Raw genomic sequence first — 15,562 nt, forward strand, 5'->3', positions numbered from 1 at the left:
CCGGCGGATCCTTCCGCCGGGCCACCGTCGTACCGGGACCCGCGTCACAGCTCGGACGGCCCCCAGTCGTCCACCGCCAGCTCGTCCCCCACCCGCACGGTGCCCGGGCGCAGTACGGCGAACTTGCTGCCGAGGGCCACCCCGCCGACCGCCGCCCGGCGGTACCGCGCCAGGGTGCGCAGCGGCTCCGGGCCCGCCTTGGCGCCGGTCGACTGGTCCACCAGCGTCACCGCGCAGCGGATCGCCAGCTTGGTGTAGCCGAATTCGGCGCCGCCGACGCGGAAGCGGCGCAGCAGGTCCTCGGTGTGCGGCTCCGGCCAGCCGTCCACCACCAGGTTCGGGCGGAACCGCTCCACCGGCAGCGGGGCGACGCCCTCGCCGGTGCGCGCGTTGAAGTCGTCCAAGGTCGCCCGGGAGAGCAGGTGCATCGCGCTGCTGTCGGCGAAGCCCGAGGTCCCCGGGGTCAGCCCGTCGGTCGCCCGGTCGTGCTCCGGTGGCACCCGGACCAGCCGGCTGGGCGCGCCCAGCACCCGGGACAGCCAGGCGGCGACCTCCTCGCCCTGGTCGACGGCCGGGTACGGCACGCCGAACAGCTCGACCTTGCGGCGCGGGCCCGCGGTGTCCACGGCGAAGGCCACCGGCGCCACCCCGGGCGCGGCCAGCGCCAGCCGGGCGCCGCCCTCCGCCACCGCCGGGCGGACGGTCGCCAGTAGCGGATCCCGCCGCTGGGAGCGGAACACGCCGTCCTGGTCCACCACCATGAACTCCCGGTCGTGGGCGAGCCCCGCCGCGGTCACCTCCGCCCGCTCCGTGCGCACCCCGGCGCAGCCCTTCACCGGGTAGTACCGGAGTTCCGTCACCGTCGCCATGCCGCCCCCGTGGTCCGCGGCCGCTCGGGCCGCTCTTCTCCTCGCCCCCGTAGGGTAGTTGCAGGGCGGGCGCGGACCGGACCGGCCGTCGTGCCGGTGAACACCCGGCGGCCGTGCGGTTGCTAGGGTCTGCCCATGGCACCGAGCAGCGCGAACCCCCCGGGACGGCTCCGGCGCGACGCGCAGCGCAACCGGGACCAGCTGCTCGCCGCCGCCCGCGAGATGTTCTCCCGGCACGGCCTCGACGTCCCGCTGGACCAGATCGCCAAGGAGGCCGGCGTCGGCAACGCCACCCTCTACCGGCACTTCCCGACCCGCGAGGCGCTGATCGCCGAGGTCTTCGCGGACGCCGGGACCGGACTCGCCGAAGCCGGGCGGGAGGCGCTCGCCGCCGAGGACGCCTGGACCGGCCTGGAGGGCTACTTCGAGCGGATCTTCGCCCTCGTCGCCGCCGACCGCGGCATCAACGACCTGGTCACCCAGGCCATCCCGGTCATCCCCGGCATGATCGAGATCAGCCGCGGGCACGCCGCCACCGTCGGCGCCCTGATCGCCCGCGCCCAGGAGCAGGGCACCATGCGGCGCGACGTGGTCACCATGGACCTGCTCTTCCTGCTCGGCCCGCTCTGCCGCGCCCTGCCCGCCGCCACCGAGCTGCGCCCCGACCTCTGGCGCCGCTACCTCGCCCTGCTGCTGGACGGCTTCCGCGCCCGGGCCGCCCACCCGCTGCCGGTCCCGCCGATCGGCGAGGAGCACCTGGACCGGATGTTCGCGGACCTGTGGGAGGCCGGGGCCCCGGAGGCCTGACCGCCCCCGCCCTCCCCCCGCCTCCCTGCCCTCCTGTCGGCATCAGGGACGCGTACGGAACGCCGGGTGGGGCGTCAGGACCGTGTCAACGGGTGCGGGCGGGCTCGGGTGCGCCGGTTAGCTGGGGTGATCCGCCCGGGGCGGCGGCGCGGACGGAGAGGCGGGGCGGGCGATGACGGACACGGGTGCGGGCGACGGCCGGATCGTGGTCGGCGTCAGCGGGTCGCTCGGCAGCCTCGCGGCCCTGCACCACGCGGTGGCCGAGGCCCGGCGGACGGACGCCGAGGTGCTCGCGGTGCTGTGCTGGACCCCGCCGGGGGAGGAGCTCGGCTACCGCCGCTCGGTCTGCCCGCCGGTGGTGGGCGCCGGCCGGGACGCGGCCGTCACCCGGCTGCGGCAGGCGCTCGACGAGGCCTTCGCCGGGCGGTACGCCGGAGCCCGGCTGCGCTGCCAGGCCGTGCGCGGCGAGACCGCCCACACGCTGCTGCGCTGCGCGGACCGGCCGGGCGACGTCCTGGTGCTCGGCGCCGGACGGGAGCGGGGCTGCCTCTCCCGGCTGATCCGGCCGTCGGTCACCGCCTACTGCGTCCGGCACGCGGCCTGCCCGGTGCTCACCGTGCCGCGCCCGCCCCTGCAGCGGGACCTGGAGGCGCTGGAGCGCGGCTACGGCCTGCGGGACCTGGTGGCGGGCAACTAGGCAGTCAACTGGCGCGCGGAGTAGGGGCGTTGGGCGGCGCCCGCCCCTATCGGAGCCCGGCCGCCCGGGCGAGGAGTGCGGCGGTCCGCCGGCCGGCCGCCAGGGTGGCGGGGTCGGTGGCGGGCAGGCAGCGGTCGGCCCCGGGGTCGTAGGTGGTCATCACCACGCCGGCGTGGTCGGTGGGGAGTTCGAGCAGTTCGGCGGTCGGCACGACCGCGTGCAGCTGATGGGTCAGCCAGCCGGGTACCACCTCGTCCGCCGTGCCCAGCACCAGCAGGACCGGCACCGGGGACGGGCCCGCCGCCAGGTGGTCGAGCGGGACGTCCCCGGTGGTGGCCGCCGGGCGGCCGTACGCGGAGGCGATGCCGACGGCGGCGGTGGGGCGCAGCTCGGCCAGGGTGTCCGGGTGGGTGGCCACCGCCACGGCCTCCCGGCCGCCGAGCGACCAGCCGGCGAGCACGAAGCGGTCCGGATCCCCGCCGTACGCCGCCGCGTTGCGCCGGGCGAAGGCCAGCGAGGCGAGCAGGTCGGCGCGGCCGCCGTCCGCCCGGTCGGAGCGCCAGTCCGGGACGAGGACCAGCAGGCCGAGCCCGGCGGCCTCCTGGGCGAGGGTGTGCAGCACGTCGCGCTCGTCGGGGCCCGAGCCGTGCCAGAGCAGGACGACGGGGGCGGGTCCGGAGTCGGTGGCGGCGGGGCGGTGGACGTCCAACAGCCGTCCGTCCGCGTACGGAACGGCCTCCGGTCGCGCGGTCGTCATGCCGGGTTCGCCTCCGATTCGATGGGTGGTCACGGAGCTGCTACTGTACTTCCTGTCGCGAGGGAGATGATCTCTCGTCAGGCGTCAGCGGTGCTACCAGAGCACGTCCTACTTTCAGTAGGAAGAGTCCGTGCGATCCGGGCCTGGCGCTCCACGGTCGGACGGGGTCCGGCACCTTCACGGGTGCCGGGCCCCGTCCGCGTTTCCGTCCGCGTTTCCGCCCGCGGGGAGCGGGAGTTCAGGACGGCTGGCGGTCGGAGCCCAGTTCGCGGGAGATCCGCAGGCCGGCCTGGGCGACGACCGGGCCGAGGGCGCGGACCCGGGCGGCCGTCATCCGGGAGGTGAGGCCGGAGACGGACAGGGCCGCCGTGACCTCGCCGGTGTGGTCGAAGATCGGTGCGGCCACGCAGCGCACCTCGGGTTCGTTCTCCCGGTCGTCGATCGAGTAGCCGCGGGCGCGGATCCGGGCGAGGTCGGCGCGCAGCCGGGTCTCGTCCGCGATGGTCCAGGCGGTGACCGGGCGCAGGCCGGCCGCGACCACCTCGGTGACCGCCTCCTCGGGCAGCCAGGCGAGGATCGCCTTTCCGGTGGCGGTGCAGTAGGCGGGCGCCCGGCTGCCGACCCGGGAGGCCATCCGGACGTTGGTCTCGTCCTCGACCTTGTCCAGGTAGACGATCCCGGGTGCCTGCCAGACGGTCAGGTGGACGGTCTCGCCGGCCTCGCGCTGGAGCCGGCGCAGGTGTTCGGCGGCGACGCTGCGCAGGTCGAGGGTGGTCAGGTAGGCCTGGCCGAGCCGGAGCGAGCCGTGGCCGAGGCGGAACCAGCCGGTCTCGCGGTCCCGTTCGAGCAGGTGCTCGTCGAGCAGCGGGCCGGCCAGCCGGAGCACGGTGCTCTTGTTGAGGCCCAGGGCGTCGGCGAGTTGGGCGAGCGGCACGCCGCGCCCGTCGCCGTGGTCGCGGACGTGGCCGAGGACGGCGAGTGCGCGGCGCAGCGAGGAGGACTGGTTGCGCTCGGTCGTGGGCTTCGACGCGGGCGCGGCCGTCGTCGTGGGCTGCTGGGGCGACGTCTCCGTCATGGGTCCGTTCCCTGGTCCGGGTTCTGCTGGCGTGGCCCCCGCACGTCGGCGGGGGTGGTCAGAACGTACCCCTTCGGGCCCGGGTCGGCGCATCCTCGATACAACGTTGTGCAGTGCAAAACTTCGTGAACCACCTCTTGTTGGGCCCGATCGCCCACGCCTAACGTCCCTGCCATCGAGCAGGCGGCGTCGCCCACCCGAGGCGCTGCGCCCTGCCGTCACCCCCACCACTTCACCCACCATCGGCCCCGGTCAGGGCCTGCTTCGACGCGCCCGTCCCCCGGCGGGGAGCGTCTCGGCGGCAGCTGTCGGGAGGGGAGGTCTCCACCCATGCGACTCACCAGTCGGGCCGCCGCGGCCGTCGCGCTCGCCGCCTGCTGCCTCGCCGCCACCGCCTGCGCCCCGGGCACCGCGGCGCCGGCCGGCGACAAGGCCGACGACCGCACCGGCACCCTCCAGGTGTGGCTGTACAACGAGGCGGGCAACGCGGCCAAGGAGGCCGTGGTGGCCAAGGCCGTCAACGAGTTCCAGGCCTCCCACCAGGGCGTCACGGTGAAGGTCGGTTACATCGACACCGACGCCTCGGCCCGCGCGGCCAAGATGAAGGGCGCCTTCAACGACCCCAACAGCGCCCCCGACCTGGTCGAGTTCGGCAACACCGACCTGCCCGGCTACGTCGCCGCCGGCGGACTGGCCGAGATCGGCGCCGAGTTGGACACGTGGCAGTCCAAGGGCGACCTCGACCCGGCGATCGCGGGGACGGCGGTGGTCGACGGCAAGACCTACGGCCTGCCGTGGTGGGTCGGCGTGCGCGCCCTGTACTACCGCACCGACCTGTTCACCGAGGCCGGTCTCAACCCGCCCGCCTCGTACGCCGAACTGGTCGCGGCCGGCGCGAAGATCCACGCCGCGCACCCGGACACCTTCGGCATCGCGGTCGGCGGCAAGTACACCTTCGGCGCGCTGCCCTTCGTCTGGGACGCGGGCGGCGACATCGCGGCCAAGAACGGCACGGCCTTCAAGGCCGCCATCGACTCGCCCGCCGCGCAGGCCGGGATCAAGCGCTACACCGACCTGTTCGGCCCGGACGGCTGCCCCGCCCAGCAGTGCGCGGACCTGACCGGCGGCAAGACCGTCGACCTGTTCGCGGCCGGGAAGTCGGCGATGGCGATCCTGGTCAACTCCAACCGCGGCAAGGTGGAGGCGGGCGCGGTCAAGGGCAAGTACGGCGTGGTGCCGCTGCCCGGGGAGAAGGCCGGCTCGATCGCACCCGCCTTCGCGGGCGGCAACAACCTCGGGGTGATGAAGGCGGCCAAGCACCGCACGCTGGCGGTGGAGTTCGCGAAGCTGCTGGCGAGCCCGGCCTACCAGGCGCAGATGTACGACGCGATGGGCAACCTGCCGACGCTCAAGTCGGTCAGCGCCGAGGTCGGGGCGAAGGACGCCTTCCTCAAGCCGTTCACCGACACCATCGCCGCCGGCACCCGCTTCGTGCCGCTGGACCAGGCGTGGGCGCAGATCGACGCCCAGGCGGTGATCCCGACCATGCTGCAGCAGGTGGTCACGGGCAAGGCGGACGTGGCCAAGGCCTCCGCCGACGCCGCGGCGCAGATCAATTCGGCCTTCGCCGCGCACTGACCCGCCGAGCAGAGAGCAGGTCCCGCACGTGTCCGCATCCACCACGACCGCCCCGTCGGCGCCGGCCTCCCCGCAGCGGCGCCGTGGGGGCAGGGCGCCGGCCGCACCCCCGGGCGGCCGGCGCCGCCGGCCCCCGCTGCTGCTGCTCCTGCCGGCCGCGGTCATCCTGGTCCCGCTGGTGGCCTACCCGATCTACCAGCTCGGGCTGTTGTCCGTACTGGACTTCGGGCAGGCCCAGGCCTCCGGCGGTGTCCCGACCTCCTTCGTCGGCCTCGGCAACTACGCGAAGATCCTGGAGGACGGCCAGTTCTGGACGGTGCTGGTGCAGACCGTCGGCTTCGCCGCCTTCTGCGTGGTCGCCACCCTGGCCGTCGGTGCGACCCTCGCGGTGCTGCTGACCAGGGTCGGCCGCTGGCCGCGGCTGGTGCTGACCACGGCGGCGATGGCCGCCTGGGCGGCGCCCGCGATGACCGGTTCGACGGTGTGGAGCTTCCTGTTCGACACCAACCTCGGGCTGGTCAACCACACCCTGGTGCGGCTCGGGCTGAGCGGCTTCCACGAGTTCAACTGGTTCTACGACAAGTGGACGGCGTTCCTGATCGTCGGCGCCGTGGTGGTGTGGCACTCCTACCCGTTCGTCATGGTCACCCTCTACGCGGGCATCCGGGCCATCCCGGAGGAGGTCATGGAGGCCGCCGCCCTGGACGGCGCCGGTACCTGGACCACCTTCCGCCGGATCACCGCGCCGATGCTGCGGCCGATCCTGACCATCGTGGTGATCCAGTCGGTGATCTGGGACTTCAAGGTCTTCACCCAGATCTACGTGATGACCGAGGGCGGCGGCATCGCCGGCCAGAACCTGGTGCTCAACGTGTACGCGTACCAGAAGGCCTTCGCCTCCTCGCAGTACGGGCTGGGCGCGGCGATCGGCGTGATCATGCTGCTGATCCTGGTGGTCCCGACGGTCCTGTACATCCGCAGCCTGCGACGGACGGGGAACGAGCTGTGAACGCCCTGCGCAACCCCCGCGGCCGGTGGCGGCTCGCGGCGAACAGCGGTGCCGTGGTGCTGGCGGTGGTCACCGCCTTCCCGATCTTCTGGATGGTGCTCTCGGCCTTCAAGCCCAAGGGCGAGGTGCAGTCGCTGGACCCGAGGCCGTGGACCGCCCACCCGACGCTGGACAGCTTCCGGCAGGTGCTCAGCGTGGACGGCTTCGGCCGGTACTTCGTGAACAGCCTGGTGGTCGCGCTGTCGGTGGTGGTGCTGTCGGCGGTGGTGGTCTTCCTGGCCGCCGTGGCGGTGACCCGGTTCAGGTTCCGGTTCCGCACCACGATCATGGTGATGTTCCTGATCGCCCAGATGATCCCGGTCGAGGCGCTGACCATCCCGCTGTTCTTCATGTTCCGCGACGCCGGCCGGTTCGCCCCGGGCGTCGGTCTGAACACCCTGGCCTCGCTGGTGCTGGTGCAGCTGGCGTTCTCGCTGCCGTTCGGGATCTGGATGATGCGCGGCTTCGTCGCGGCCGTGCCGGTCTCGATCGAGGAGGCCGCGCAGATCGACGGGGCGAGCCGGACCCGCATCCTGTGGCGGATCCTGCTGCCGCTGGTGGCCCCGGGCCTGGCCGCGACCAGCGTGTTCTCCTTCATCGCGGCGTGGAACGACTTCGTCTTCGCGAAGACCTTCATCATCAGCGCCACCCAGAACCAGACGCTGCCCTCCGCGCTGCTGGTGTTCTTCAAGCCGGACGAGAACGACTGGGGCGGGATCATGGCGGCGTCCACGCTGATGACGGTGCCGGTGCTGGTGTTCTTCATCGCGGTGCAGCGCAGGCTGGTGTCCGGGCTGGCCGGCGCGGTCAAGGACTGATGAGCGAGGGGGTGGCTCTCAGGCGACCCCGTACGGGCGGAACTGGATGCTGATCCGCGGGCCGACCGGGCGGGCGGTCTTCGGGATCGCGTGCTCCCAGGTGCGCTGGCAGGAGCCGCCCATCACCACCAGGTCCCCGTGGCCGAGCGGCCGGCGGACGACGGCGCCGCCGCCGTACCGGGGCCGCAGGGCGAGGACGCGAGGCTCGCCCACGGAGAGGATCGCCACCATGGTGTCCTCCCGGGCGCCGCGCCCGATCCGGTCGCCGTGCCAGGCCACGCTGTCCCGGCCGTCCCGGTAGTAGCAGAGCCCGAGGGTGCGGAAGGGCTCGCCCAGCTCCGCCGCGTAGTGCCGGCTCAGCGCCGCCCGGGCCAGGCCGAGGACGGGGTGCGGCGGTTCGGCGTCGGCGCCGTAGGAGGCGAGCAGCCGGGGGACGTCGACGGTGCGCTCGTACATCTCCCGCCGTTCGGCCCGCCAGGGGACGTCGGCGGCCAGCTGTTCGAACAGCCGGTCGGCGCCGTGCAGCCAGCCCGGCAGCACGTCCAGCCAGGCGCCGTCGCCGAGGAGCAGGCGCTGGACGCCGTCGAGCGGGCCGAGCCGGGGGTCGGCGGCTTCTTCGAACAGCGAGGGCTGGAGGTGGACGGTGCCGGGCATGGGGCCAGCGTACGCCGTGATTCGAACAGGCGCTCGAATTACCTGGACGGGGCCGGCCCGGGCGCCCAGTCGGGGCGATTGCAAGGCGATATTCAGTGAATGCCTTTGATTTGTAGGTCTGTGCGACGGTGTGGCAGCATAATCGCAGACACTGGATAGGCTTCACATCGGAAAGCGAAGGATCATGTCGGACGGCGCCCGCGTCATCGTCGGAGTCAGCGGTTCCCTGCACAGCCTGACCGCCCTGCACCGGGCGGCGGAGGAGGCCCGGGCCCGAGGTGCCGTCCTCGTCCCGGTGCTGGCCTGGACCCCGGTCGGCGGCGAGCGCAGCTACCGCGCCCGGCCCTGCCCGCCGCTGCTCCGCGCCTGGCAGGACGCCGCCGGGGCCCGGCTGGAGAGCGCCCTCGGCCAGGCCTTCGGCGGTCTGCCGATCGGCCTGCCGGTGCAGCCGCTGGTGATGCGCGGCGAGCCCGGCCCGGTGCTGACCGCACTGGCCGACCGGCCCGGCGACCTGCTGGTGATCAGCGCCGGCCGGCACGGCTCGCTGCGCGGCCGCCTGCGCCGACTGCTGCGCGGCTCGGTCGCCCGCCACTGCCTCGACCACGCGCGCGGCGGTGTGCTCGTCGTCCCGCCGTCCACCCTGCACGAGGACCTGCGCGCCCTGCACCGCGGCGACATCGACCTGCGGGAGCTCATCGCGGCCTGACGGCCCATCAACTGCCGTGCACGGTCGGGCCGTCATCCCCCGTGCACGGTTCGGCCCCCGATCACCGTACGGAGCGGCAGCAGCCCGCGCAGGTCCGCCGCCGGGCAGTGCAGCGGGTCGACCGGCCACAGCGTCAGGTCGGCGAGCGCCCCCGGCCGCAGGCTGCCCCGCTCGGCCTCCTGGTCGGTCAGCCGGGCGGCGTTCACGGTGTGCAGCGCGATCGCCTCGGCCCGTCCGATCGCATGCTCGGGGCCGACCACCCCGGCCGTGGTGCCGCGGGTCGTCATGCCCCACACCGACACCATCGCGCCGTACGGGCCGACCGGGAAGTCCGATCCGGCCGACAACTGCGCTCCCTCGTCCAGCCACTCGCGCAGCGGGAACAGCGCGGCGGTGCGCTCCTCGCCCCAGGCCCGCTGCTGGGTGAGCGCGCCGTCGTGCAGCAGCGGGTGCTGCACCGTCACCGGGATGCCCAGCGCGACCGCCCGGGCCCGCTGGTCGGCCCGGGCCAGTCCGCCGTGCTCGACCACGAGCGTTCCCGGCGGCAGCCCCGGGTGGCGCTTCACCACCTGCTCGAAGACGTCCAGCAGCACCCGCAGCCCGCGGTCGCCCCAGGCGTGCACACCCACCCGCCAGCCGCGCCCGACCACCCGCTCCACCGCGGCGAGCAGCTCGGCCGGCTCCCAGAGCAGCCGCCCGTGGTAGCAGGGCTGCCCCTGGTACGGCTGCTCCAGGGCGCCCGCCTCGAAGCCGCCGTCGATGCCGAACTTGACGCCCCACAGCCGCAGTCGGGCGTCGTCCCGGCCGTCCGCGCGCCAGCCGTCCATCCGGTCCAGCAGGGCGTCCACCTGGGCGGGGGTGCGGGCCGCGAAGCCGGAGACCAGGGCCCGGACCCGGACGGCGAGCGCCCCCGCGGCCCGGGCCGCGTCCAGCACGTCGAGATCCTCGACCGGGACGAGGCAGTCGCGCACCGTCCCGATCCCGGTGGCCGCGTAGTCGGCGGAGGCCGCGCGCAGCCCCTCGATCCGCTCGGCGAGGGTCGGCCGCGGCAGCACCCGCTCGACCGCCTCGACCGCCCGGTTGATCAGCCGGCCGGTCAGCCGCCCCCGCGCGTCCCGCTCGATCACCCCGCCGTCCGGGGCCTCGGTGGACTCGTCGATCCCGGCCAGCCGCAGCGCGGCCGAGTTGAGCACCATGTTGTAGGCGCCGCGGCGCACCAGCACCGGGTGGTCGGCGGTGACGGCGTCCAACTCGGCGGTGGTCGGCAGGCGTTGCTCGGCGAGCAGCACCTCCTGCCAGTTGACGGTGGTGGCGATCCACTCCCCGGCGGGGGTGCGGGCGGCCCGGTCGCGGATCAGCGCCAGGAAGCCGTCGAGGTCCCGGGCCCGGTGCACCGGGACGCCATGGACGCTGTGCCCGGCCAGGATCAGGTGGGTGTGGGTGTCGTCGAAGGCGGGCAGCACGGTCGCGTCCGGGGCGTCCACCACCTCGGTGTCCGGCCCGACCAGGGCGTCCAGGCCGTTCGGTTCGGCCGCGAGGGCGGTGATCCGGCCGCCGGTGACGGCGACTGCCCGCTGCGGCGCCCCGCCCGGGACGAGGGTGTGCACGGCGGCGGCGCGGACCAGCAGATCGGCGGGGGGTGTGCTGGTGCCCGGGGCGGGGGTGCTGGTGGCCGGAGCGGGGGTGCGGTCCGGGGTGGGGGTGCGGTCCGGGGCGGTCATGGCAGCTCCTCGGGGTGGGACAGTCCGGTGACCTTCTCGACGTAGCGCAGGCTCGGCTCGGCGAACAGCCCGTGCACCTCGGTGAACACCGCGCGGGCCGGCACGGCGTTCCAGTGCTCGGGCAGCAGCGGCGCGGGCAGCCCGGGGTCGAGGTACGGCAGCCGGCGCCACTGGGTGAGCATCGGCACGTAGTCCCGGAAGGCCTCGACCGGGTCGATCCGCTCCCGTCCGCGCACCTGCTCGGCGACCGGCCGCCAGGCGTCGGTGAAGGCCGCGTACTGCGCCTCGATCGCCGGGAGGTCCCACCACGTCGCCACCGCCGTACGGAGTTCGGCGAAGCCGGCGTACTCGGCGGAGAGGAACAGGTGGACGTAGGCGCTCAGGCCGAGGCGCTCCAGCAGCCGGCGGGCGTCCGGCAGCAGCCGGGCGGGGGCCAGCCAGACGCCGGGGGCGGCGTTGCCGAAGCCGAGCCAGCTCAGCCGGGAGCGCAGCTGGTGGCGGTGGGCGCGTTCGGACTCCGGCACCGAGAAGACCGCCACCACCCAGCCGTCGGCGAGCTCGGCGGGCTCCAGGCTGTGGAAGATCCGGCGGTCGCCCTCGTCGAACACCGGGCCCATCGCCGGGGCCAGCCGGTAGCCGGTGCCCGAACGGCGCTCCTGGAGCAGGGTGCCGGCCTTCTTCAGGCGGGAGATGGCCGAGCGGACGGCCGGGCCGTCGACGTCCAGCTCGGCCATCAGCGCGATCAGGTCGGCGATCGATATCCAGCCGCCGAGGCGGCGGACGAACTCTCCGTAGACGGTGTTGATCAGGGAGCTGGGCCGGGTGGTGCTCTCCGGCATCTGCGGGCCCTCCTCCCCGACGGCTGGTGGTGATCATAGCGACGGCACCGCGGGTCGGTCTCGGGCCGGTGGCGGGTTGGTGCGGGCGCGGCACCGGCGCGGGCCGGGCGTGACCGGGGCGTGGCTCAGGCGTACGCGCCGGAGAGCAGGTGCCCGGCGCCGGGGGCGACGGCGGGCAGGCCGAGCGCCCGGAGCAACTGGTGGGTGGTGCAGATCGCCGCCGAGACCACCGGCTTGCCGAGCTGCTGCTCGGCCTCCTCGACGGCGGACAGCGAGGGCATCTGCACGCAGGCGGAGAGCACCACCGCGTCCGCGTCGCCGTGCGCCAGGCCCTTGGCGATCCCGGGCAGCCGGGCCGGGTCGTGGGCGGCCACGTCGAGGTTGTCGGCGATCTCCAGCGCGACGTGGTCGAGCACCTCGATGCCCTCCCCGCCGAGGTAGTCGACCACCGTCGCGGCCAGCGGGCGCAGGTACGGGGTGACCATCGCGACCTTCCGCGCGCCGAGCGCCTGCAGCCCGGCGACCAGGGCGCCGGCGCTGGTCACCACGGGCGCGGGCGCGCCGTTCTCGACGGTGCGGCGGTGCAGCCGCTGCTCGGCCTCGCGGTGGTAGCCGGGGCCGGTGGCCATCACCGCGACCAGGCAGGCGTAGCCGATCACGTCGACCCGGGCGTCCGAGAGCTCGGCGGCGCAGCGGTCGGACTCGCCGTCCATGGCGCGCAGTTGCTCGGGGGTGACCCTGGTCATCCGCATCCGGCTGGAGTGGAAGGTGAACCGTTCCGGGGCGACCGCCTCGCGGGCCCGCAGCAGGGCCGGGACTTCGGTCTCCATGGTGACGTTGGAGCTCGGGACGATCTGGCCGATCCGGTAGGTGGTCATCTGCGCCGGACTCCTCTCAGCGGGCGTCGATCACGGGGTTGGCGAGGGTGCCGATCCGCTCGATGGTGGCCTCGACCAGGTCGCCGGGCTGCAGGAACTGCGGCGGGACCATGCCGGCGCCGACCCCGGAGGGGGAGCCGGTGGAGATGACGTCGCCGGGTTCCAGGGTCATCCCGGCGGAGATGTCGGCGATCAGCCGGGCGATGCCGAACAGCATGTGGCGGGTGTTGGAGTCCTGCCGCAGTTCGCCGTTGACCCGCAGCGAGAGGTCGAGCCGCTGCGGGTCGGGGATCTCGTCGGCGGTGACCACGACCGGGCCGAACGGCGCGTAGCTGTCCTGGCCCTTGGAGAAGAACCACTGCCCGCTGCGGCGCTGGTCGCGGGCGCTGATGTCGTTGACGATGCTGTAGCCGAACACGTGCCGCCAGGCGTCCGCCTCGCTCACCCGGAACGCGGGCTCGCCGATCACCACGGCGAGTTCGCACTCCCAGTCGAGCTGCTTGGTGATGTCGGCGTTGTGCAGGATCGGCCCGCCGGGGCCGGTGACGGCGGTGGTGGGCTTGCCGAACAGCACCGGGCGGTCCGGGAGTTCGCGTTCGGTGTCCAGGGTGCGGTGGGACTCGGCCACGTGCTCCACGTAGTTGAGGCCGACCCCGACGATCTTGCCGGGGCGCAGCGGGGCGCACAGCGTGACCTCGGCGAGCGGCCGGGTGGCCGGCGCGCCGGCGGTGAGGGCGCCAGGGGTCAGGGCGCGGGCGGTCAGGGCGCGGGCGGTGGCCAGGGCCGGTTCGCCCGCCCGGATCAACCCCAGCAGGTCGGGCGGGAGTTCGACCCCGGCGGCGGTGGCGAGGGCGGTCAGGTCGGCGACCCGGTCGCCGTCGGTGCGGGCGCCGAGCCGGGGGGCGGGGTCGCCGTCGGCGCGGAAGGTCAGCAGCTGCATCGGGTGGACTCCTGTTACGGGGCGGTGGGCTCGGGGGTGTCCTGGTGCCCGTCGTGGGCCGGGTGGGCCTCCTCGCGGTAGAGGCCGAGGGAGTGCATCACCGGGAAGTCGTTGAAGGAGAACAGGCAGGCGTCCTCGCCCTGGTCGAGGTTCTCGTGCTCGTGCCAGGCCCAGGACGGGACGACGAAGATGTCGCCCTGCTGCCACTCGAAGCGCTGCCCGGCGATCACCGAGACGCCCCGGCCCTTGGCGGCGGTGTAGACCACCGAGCCGGTGTGCCGGTGGGCGCGGGTGGTCTGGCCGGGGCGGAGCAGCTGGAGGTGGGCGGCCATGGTGGGCATCACCGAGCCGCCGGTGACCGGGTTGGTGTACTCCATGATCACGCCGTCGTACGGGGACCCCTCGGTGGCGCGGGCCAGTCGGCACAGCGCGTGGTAGCTGGGCTCCCAGGGCCAGCCGAGCAGCGGCGAGTACGGGCGGGTCCACTTCTCGACGCCGTACGGGAGCAGGTTGCCGCCGTAGCTGAGCAGGGAGGAGTTCGGGACCGGGCCGGGGCGCTGGTAGAGGTCCGGGTGGACTTCGTAGAAGTTGGCGTCCAGGGTGTTGACCAGCGGGATGTCCAGGCCGTCCTGCCAGATCACCGGGTTGTCCTCGGCCTCGTTGCCGTGCTCGTGCCAGGTGCTGTTGGGGGTGATCGCGAAGTCGCGCGGGCCGACCCGGAGCTTCTGGCCGTCGACGATCGTCCAGGCGCCGGTGCCCTCGTGGACGAAGCGCAGGGCGGAGGCCTGGTGGCGGTGCGCGGTCATCGCCTCGCCGGGGCCCATGATCTGCAGGCCGGTGTACAACAGGCCGACGGCGGCGCTGAGTTCGCGGCGCCCAGGGTTGACCAGCATCACCACCCGGCGGCCCGCGTCGTCGGCCTTCACCAGCGGGAGGGCCTTGCGGACCAGCGGGCGCAGGTCGGCGTAGCGCCAGAGCACCGGGACGGACTTCGGCTGCGGGTACCAGGGTTCGATCTCGTTCGCCACCGTCCACAGGGCGCCGGCCTCGTGCTTGGCCAACTCCTCGTAGTAGGCGAGCAGTTCGGGGCTGTCGTTGACGCGGGCCCGGCCGATCCGGCCGTCGTCGTAGGTGCCTTCGGTGCTCATGACTCCTCCTCGGGGAAGGTGAGTGGCCGCAGCGGGCGGTCGTCCACGTGCAGCCGGAAGACGTCGAAGCGGTTGTAGTGGCCGACGATGTCGTGCATCTGCTTGGGCTGGATGCAGCGGCCGAGGTCGATCTCGGCGTAGACGATGCCCTCCTCGTCGACCAGCGGTTCGGTGACCGCCCGGCCGTCCGGTCCGAAGATCCCGGACAACGCGCTGTGCGGGCGGGCGAGTTGGCTGCGCAGCTGGCGGTCGTCACCGGCGATCAGGTCGACCATCTCGGGCGACACGGTCGAGCAGGAGACCACGGTGAACAGCTTGCCCTCGAAGCAGTGGGCGGCGGCGCGCAGCGCGATCGCCTCCGCCATGTCGTAGTCCTCGGGGCCGACCGGCAGGGCGATGTAGGCGGCGGCGTGGACGAGTTCGCCCTGGGCCAGCAGGGTGAAGCGGGCCAGGGTATTGGTGTTCTCCCCGCAGGCCAGGGCGCCGAGCGGGCCGACGGCGGTGCGGTGCACCTTCAACGAGCTGCCGTCGCCCTGGGTCCAGGTCAGCTTCTCGGCCCAGGTGGGTACCAGTTTGCGGTGCACGCCGAGGAGTTCGCCGTCCGAGCCGATGATCAGCAGGGTGTTGTACAGCACCCCGAGGCTGTGCCGGCCGCGCTCGTTGACGCCGATCACCAGCACCACCCCGGCCTGCCGGGCGGCCGAGCACAGGGTGTCCACGTACGGTCCGGGGACGTCCACCGCGGCGCGGTGCAGCCGTTCGTACCAGGGGGAGCCCTGCACGGGGGTCATCGTCCAGTTCCAGTACGGGTAGCCGGGCACGAAGACCTCGGGGAAGACCACGAGTTCGGCGCCGCGGCCGGCCGCCTCCCGGATCAGGGCGACGGCCTTGTCCACGGTGGCGGCCGGGTCCAGGTAGACCGGGGCGGCCTGGACGGCGGCGGCGGTGAAGCGCGGCAGGTCCATGC

At 74.0% G+C, this 15,562-nt stretch carries 16 protein-coding genes; 6 read left to right on the forward strand and 10 right to left on the reverse strand.

Annotated elements, in window-relative coordinates; all coding sequences use genetic code 11:
* Positions 1 to 44: 44 nt before the first annotated feature.
* The gene (locus ACFC1T_RS09735; protein ID WP_375885823.1) at positions 45 to 869 is read right to left on the reverse strand and encodes an MOSC domain-containing protein; all 825 of its coding nucleotides are present in this window, start codon (positions 867 to 869) and stop codon (positions 45 to 47) included.
* A gap of 135 nt (positions 870 to 1,004) precedes the next feature.
* On the opposite strand from ACFC1T_RS09735, the gene ACFC1T_RS09740 reads away from it, so the two are divergent.
* Both ACFC1T_RS09740 and ACFC1T_RS09745 read left to right on the forward strand, forming a co-directional pair.
* The gene (locus tag ACFC1T_RS09740; RefSeq protein WP_375885825.1) at positions 1,005 to 1,676 is read left to right on the forward strand and encodes a TetR/AcrR family transcriptional regulator; all 672 of its coding nucleotides are present in this window, start codon (positions 1,005 to 1,007) and stop codon (positions 1,674 to 1,676) included.
* Positions 1,677 to 1,848: 172 nt separating this feature from the next.
* A complete protein-coding gene (locus tag ACFC1T_RS09745) occupies positions 1,849 to 2,373 on the forward strand; it encodes a universal stress protein (RefSeq protein ID WP_375885827.1) in 525 nt (174 codons plus the stop codon).
* 46 nt (positions 2,374 to 2,419) lie between these two features.
* Here ACFC1T_RS09745 and ACFC1T_RS09750 read toward each other — a convergent pair whose 3' ends face one another.
* Positions 2,420 to 3,130: an alpha/beta hydrolase gene (locus ACFC1T_RS09750; RefSeq protein ID WP_375885828.1), complete on the reverse strand. Its 711-nt coding sequence runs from the start codon at positions 3,128 to 3,130 to the stop codon at positions 2,420 to 2,422.
* A gap of 238 nt (positions 3,131 to 3,368) precedes the next feature.
* Entirely contained in the window at positions 3,369 to 4,205 is an 837-nt protein-coding gene (locus tag ACFC1T_RS09755) for an IclR family transcriptional regulator (RefSeq protein ID WP_375885829.1), read from the reverse strand.
* Positions 4,206 to 4,535: 330 nt separating this feature from the next.
* Here ACFC1T_RS09755 and ACFC1T_RS09760 point away from each other — a divergent pair, with 330 nt between their 5' ends.
* Genes ACFC1T_RS09760 through ACFC1T_RS09770 form a run of 3 tightly spaced genes read left to right on the forward strand, consistent with a single transcriptional unit; the run spans position 4,536 to position 7,709 of the window.
* A complete protein-coding gene (locus ACFC1T_RS09760) occupies positions 4,536 to 5,843 on the forward strand; it encodes an extracellular solute-binding protein (protein WP_375885831.1) in 1,308 nt (435 codons plus the stop codon).
* A 28-nt stretch (positions 5,844 to 5,871) separates the two neighbouring features.
* A complete protein-coding gene (locus tag ACFC1T_RS09765; RefSeq protein WP_375885832.1) occupies positions 5,872 to 6,852 on the forward strand; it encodes a carbohydrate ABC transporter permease in 981 nt (326 codons plus the stop codon).
* Between the two features lie 5 nt (positions 6,853 to 6,857).
* Positions 6,858 to 7,709, forward strand: a complete 852-nt coding sequence (locus ACFC1T_RS09770) for a carbohydrate ABC transporter permease (protein WP_375886188.1) — start codon at positions 6,858 to 6,860, stop codon at positions 7,707 to 7,709.
* Between the two features lie 18 nt (positions 7,710 to 7,727).
* Here the strand turns inward: ACFC1T_RS09770 and ACFC1T_RS09775 are convergent, their stop codons facing one another.
* Positions 7,728 to 8,363, reverse strand: a complete 636-nt coding sequence (locus ACFC1T_RS09775; RefSeq protein ID WP_375885834.1) for an alpha-ketoglutarate-dependent dioxygenase AlkB — start codon at positions 8,361 to 8,363, stop codon at positions 7,728 to 7,730.
* A gap of 184 nt (positions 8,364 to 8,547) precedes the next feature.
* On the opposite strand from ACFC1T_RS09775, the gene ACFC1T_RS09780 reads away from it, so the two are divergent.
* Positions 8,548 to 9,069 carry a universal stress protein gene (locus tag ACFC1T_RS09780; RefSeq protein WP_375885836.1) on the forward strand — a complete coding sequence of 174 codons (522 nt, stop codon included), beginning with the start codon at positions 8,548 to 8,550 and terminating at the stop codon, positions 9,067 to 9,069.
* A 32-nt stretch (positions 9,070 to 9,101) separates the two neighbouring features.
* On the opposite strand, the gene ACFC1T_RS09785 is transcribed toward ACFC1T_RS09780, so the two are convergent.
* From ACFC1T_RS09785 to ACFC1T_RS09810, 6 genes are all read right to left on the reverse strand, one after another.
* Positions 9,102 to 10,790 carry an amidohydrolase gene (locus ACFC1T_RS09785; RefSeq protein WP_375885838.1) on the reverse strand — a complete coding sequence of 563 codons (1,689 nt, stop codon included), beginning with the start codon at positions 10,788 to 10,790 and terminating at the stop codon, positions 9,102 to 9,104.
* Positions 10,787 to 11,629, reverse strand: coding sequence for a PaaX family transcriptional regulator C-terminal domain-containing protein (locus tag ACFC1T_RS09790; protein ID WP_375885840.1), 843 nt, complete (start codon positions 11,627 to 11,629; stop codon positions 10,787 to 10,789). Before ACFC1T_RS09790 ends, ACFC1T_RS09785 begins: the two co-directional genes overlap by 4 nt.
* Positions 11,630 to 11,754: 125 nt before the next feature.
* Complete coding sequence (locus ACFC1T_RS09795; RefSeq protein ID WP_375885842.1) at positions 11,755 to 12,507, reverse strand: Asp/Glu racemase; 753 nt, start codon at positions 12,505 to 12,507, stop codon at positions 11,755 to 11,757.
* A gap of 16 nt (positions 12,508 to 12,523) precedes the next feature.
* On the reverse strand, positions 12,524 to 13,447 hold the full coding sequence (locus ACFC1T_RS09800; protein WP_375885844.1) for a fumarylacetoacetate hydrolase family protein: 924 nt from the start codon (positions 13,445 to 13,447) through the stop codon (positions 12,524 to 12,526).
* 14 nt (positions 13,448 to 13,461) lie between these two features.
* Positions 13,462 to 14,595: a cupin domain-containing protein gene (locus ACFC1T_RS09805; RefSeq protein WP_375885846.1), complete on the reverse strand. Its 1,134-nt coding sequence runs from the start codon at positions 14,593 to 14,595 to the stop codon at positions 13,462 to 13,464.
* Entirely contained in the window at positions 14,592 to 15,560 is a 969-nt protein-coding gene (locus ACFC1T_RS09810; protein WP_375885848.1) for a carbon-nitrogen hydrolase family protein, read from the reverse strand. Before ACFC1T_RS09810 ends, ACFC1T_RS09805 begins: the two co-directional genes overlap by 4 nt.
* Between the last annotated feature and the right edge of the window lie 2 nt (positions 15,561 to 15,562).

The organism is Kitasatospora sp. NPDC056076, assembly GCF_042266305.1.
GTDB lineage: Bacteria > Actinomycetota > Actinomycetes > Streptomycetales > Streptomycetaceae > Kitasatospora.